This window comes from Desulfosarcina sp. (genome assembly GCF_041551955.1).
Taxonomy (GTDB): Bacteria; Desulfobacterota; Desulfobacteria; order Desulfobacterales; family Desulfosarcinaceae; genus Desulfosarcina.
The window spans coordinates 1-2798 of sequence record NZ_JBFELV010000558.1 but is presented as its reverse complement, the minus strand read 5'-3'; the positions used below and the strand labels follow the sequence as shown (position 1 = coordinate 2798).

Sequence of the window (2798 nt, the reverse complement as noted above, 5' to 3'; positions counted from 1 at the left end):
CCCTTTTACGGCCTGGCCGTGCTCTGCCTGGACAACGAGCCGCTCCAGGGCCTCCTCCCCCATATCAAAAAACGGCTGACCACATACGGGCGGAGCACCCAGGCCGATTACCAGGCGCGGAACATCAGCTTCGGCGAGATGAAAAGCCGGTTTACGGTCGTTCATCGGGACGACAACCTGGGCGAGTTCATTCTGGCCATGCCGGGCATGCACAATGTATCCAACGCCCTGGCTGCCATCGCCGTGGGCATGGAGCTGGACATCCCCTTGTCGTCCATCAAGCGCTCCCTGGAGACGGCCGAAGGCGTGCAGCGCCGCTTGGAGATCAAGGGAGAGATCGATGGCGTTGCCGTAGTGGACGATTACGGCCATCATCCCACGGAGATCCAGGTGACCCTCGAGGCAGTCAAAGAGAACTGGCCGGACCGCCGCAAAGTGGTGGTCTTCCAGCCACACCGCTACACGCGGACCCGGGCGCTTCTGCAGGAATTCACCCGCTCGTTCAACAACAGCGATGTATTGGTGGTGCTGCCTATTTATGCCGCCAGCGAAGCACCCATCCCGGGTGTCAGCGGCGAGGCGCTGGGCGAATGTATCCGCGCCCACGGCCACCGGAACGTGATCTGCCTGAACAGTCTGACGGAATGCGTCGATCACCTTGAGAAAACCCTGGCTCCCGGCGATCTGCTGCTGACCCTGGGTGCCGGCGATGTGTATCGGGTGGGGGAGATGGTTTTGGAACGGATGTCTGTGGACGGAGGTCCGAAGTCGGAGGACAGAGGACAGAGGACAGAGGACAGAGGACTGAGGACTGAGGACAGAGGACAGAGGACTGAGGACTGAGGACTGAGGACTGAGGACAGGAGCCAGGAGTCAGAGACCAGAGACCCGTAAGGCGGAAGGCGGAAGGCGGAACTCGGTAGGCGGAACTCAGAACCCAGAACGCAGAACGCAGAACGCAGAACCCAGAGACCGAATCATTGAAACCGAAACCGATTCGAAAAAATCAGTTCAAAAAAAACAAAAAGGCTAATCGGGCCCAGTTGAGGGATCGAGCCGTTTTCGCCGCCAAGGGGTTCTTGGGGGCATTGGGGCTGGTGGCGACCAGCCTTGCCTTCATTTTCGCCTACGACTTTTTTACCCAGACCCCGCAATTCCAGGTGCGCCAGATTGTGGTCACCGGAATGCAGCGGCTCAGCCGCCTGCAGGTCATAGAGATAGCCGGCCTTGGCCGGCAGGCGAACATCCTGTCCGTGAATCTGGCTGCGACCCGCAAGCGGCTGCTGGCCGATCCATGGGTTGCCGAGGCAACGGTCAGCCGGGAGATCCCTTCGGGGCTGCGCATGCACATCCGGGAAGAAGTGCCCCTGGCGCTCCTGGACATGGGGTCCGGTGATGGTTTTTTGATCAATCCGGCCGGCGAGGTGTTCAAACGATGGGATGGCTCTGACAGTGGCGCGTTGCCCCGGGTGCAGGGGTTGGGTCATGCAGACCTGCCTGTTTCCGGCATGCCGGCCAGCGAGGCCTTCGGTGCGGTGATGGCCCTGTTCCGGCTGGCCGGTGAAAAGAACAGCCCGCTGCCCCTTTCGGGTATTCGTCGTATCCAGATGGACCGTGAAATCGGAGCCACCGTATATACCGGCGAAAACAACCGTGCGGTGAAGCTGGGCTTCGGGCGCTATCGTGAAAAGTGTCAGGCGCTGGGACGCCTGATGTCACGCCTGGGCAGAGACAACCGGCTGAGTCGGTACTCGGCCATCGACTTGTTTGATGTCAATCGAATTGTAATCACGCTGGCTTCGGTCGATCCGGCATCTTCGGATCGCAAGGAGGGTTAAGGTGCAGGGATCAAGAGAGGGGAATATCGTTGTCGGCCTGGATATTGGGACCACCAAAATCTGCGCCGTGGTCGGCGAAGTGACGGGCCGCGAGATTAATATCATCGGCATTGGCACCCACCCATCCATTGGTTTGCGCAAGGGCGTGGTGGTCAACATCGAATCCACGGTGGAATCCATCAAAAAGGCGGTGGAAGATGCTGAGTTAATGGCCGGTTGTGAAATCTCGTCGGTTTACGCCGGGATTGCCGGCGGCCACATCACCGGATTCAACAGCCGGGGGATCGTCGCCATCAAAGGGCAGGAGATCAACCAGCAGGATGTTGACCGGGTGATCGACGCGGCCCGGGCGGTGGCTATTCCCATGGATCGAGAGGTGATCCACGTCCTGCCCCAGGAGTATATCGTTGACGACCAGATCGGTATTCAGAACCCGGTAGGCATGGCCGGCGTCCGCTTGGAGGCTAAAATCCACATCGTCACCGGCGCGGTCACGTCGGCGCATAACATCGTCAAGTGCGCCAATAGGGCCGGGTTGGACGTGTGCGATATCGTTCTGGAGAGCCTGGCTTCAGGAGAGGCGGTGCTTACCGAAGAGGAGAAGCAACTGGGCACCGGCCTGATCGATCTGGGTGGCGGGACCAGCGACCTGGCCATCTTCTCGGGTAAGAACATCAAGCACACCTTTGTCCTGGCGCTGGGGGGGGACAACCTGACCAATGATATCGCCATCGGCGTCAGGGCACCCTTGAACGAGGCGGAGCGCATCAAGCGTAAATACGGCACCTGCAACGGGGCGGCGATCAGCCCGGACGAAACCATCGAGGTGCCGGGGATGGGCGGACGCCAGCCCCGCAAGCTTCCCCGCCAGATTTTAGGTGAAATTCTGGAGCCGCGCATGGAGGAGATCTTCACGCTGCTTCAACGGGAGATCTACCGTGCCGGCATGGAAAACATGAT

Annotated in this window: 3 protein-coding genes; all 3 read left to right on the top strand. The window is 60.0% G+C overall.

Annotated features, from left to right (window positions below):
* Nucleotides 1–843: UDP-N-acetylmuramate--L-alanine ligase (gene murC, locus ABYV26_RS24100; RefSeq protein ID WP_372683895.1), on the top strand; the 843-nt coding region annotated here is incomplete at its 5' end.
* A gap of 137 nt (nt 844–980) precedes the next feature.
* On the top strand, nt 981–1838 hold the full coding sequence (locus ABYV26_RS24095; protein ID WP_372683894.1) for a cell division protein FtsQ/DivIB: 858 nt from the start codon (nt 981–983) through the stop codon (nt 1836–1838).
* Between the two features lies 1 nt (nt 1839).
* Nucleotides 1840–2798, top strand: a 959-nt coding sequence (gene ftsA, locus ABYV26_RS24090; RefSeq protein ID WP_372683893.1) for a cell division protein FtsA, incomplete at its 3' end; no start/stop codon positions are given.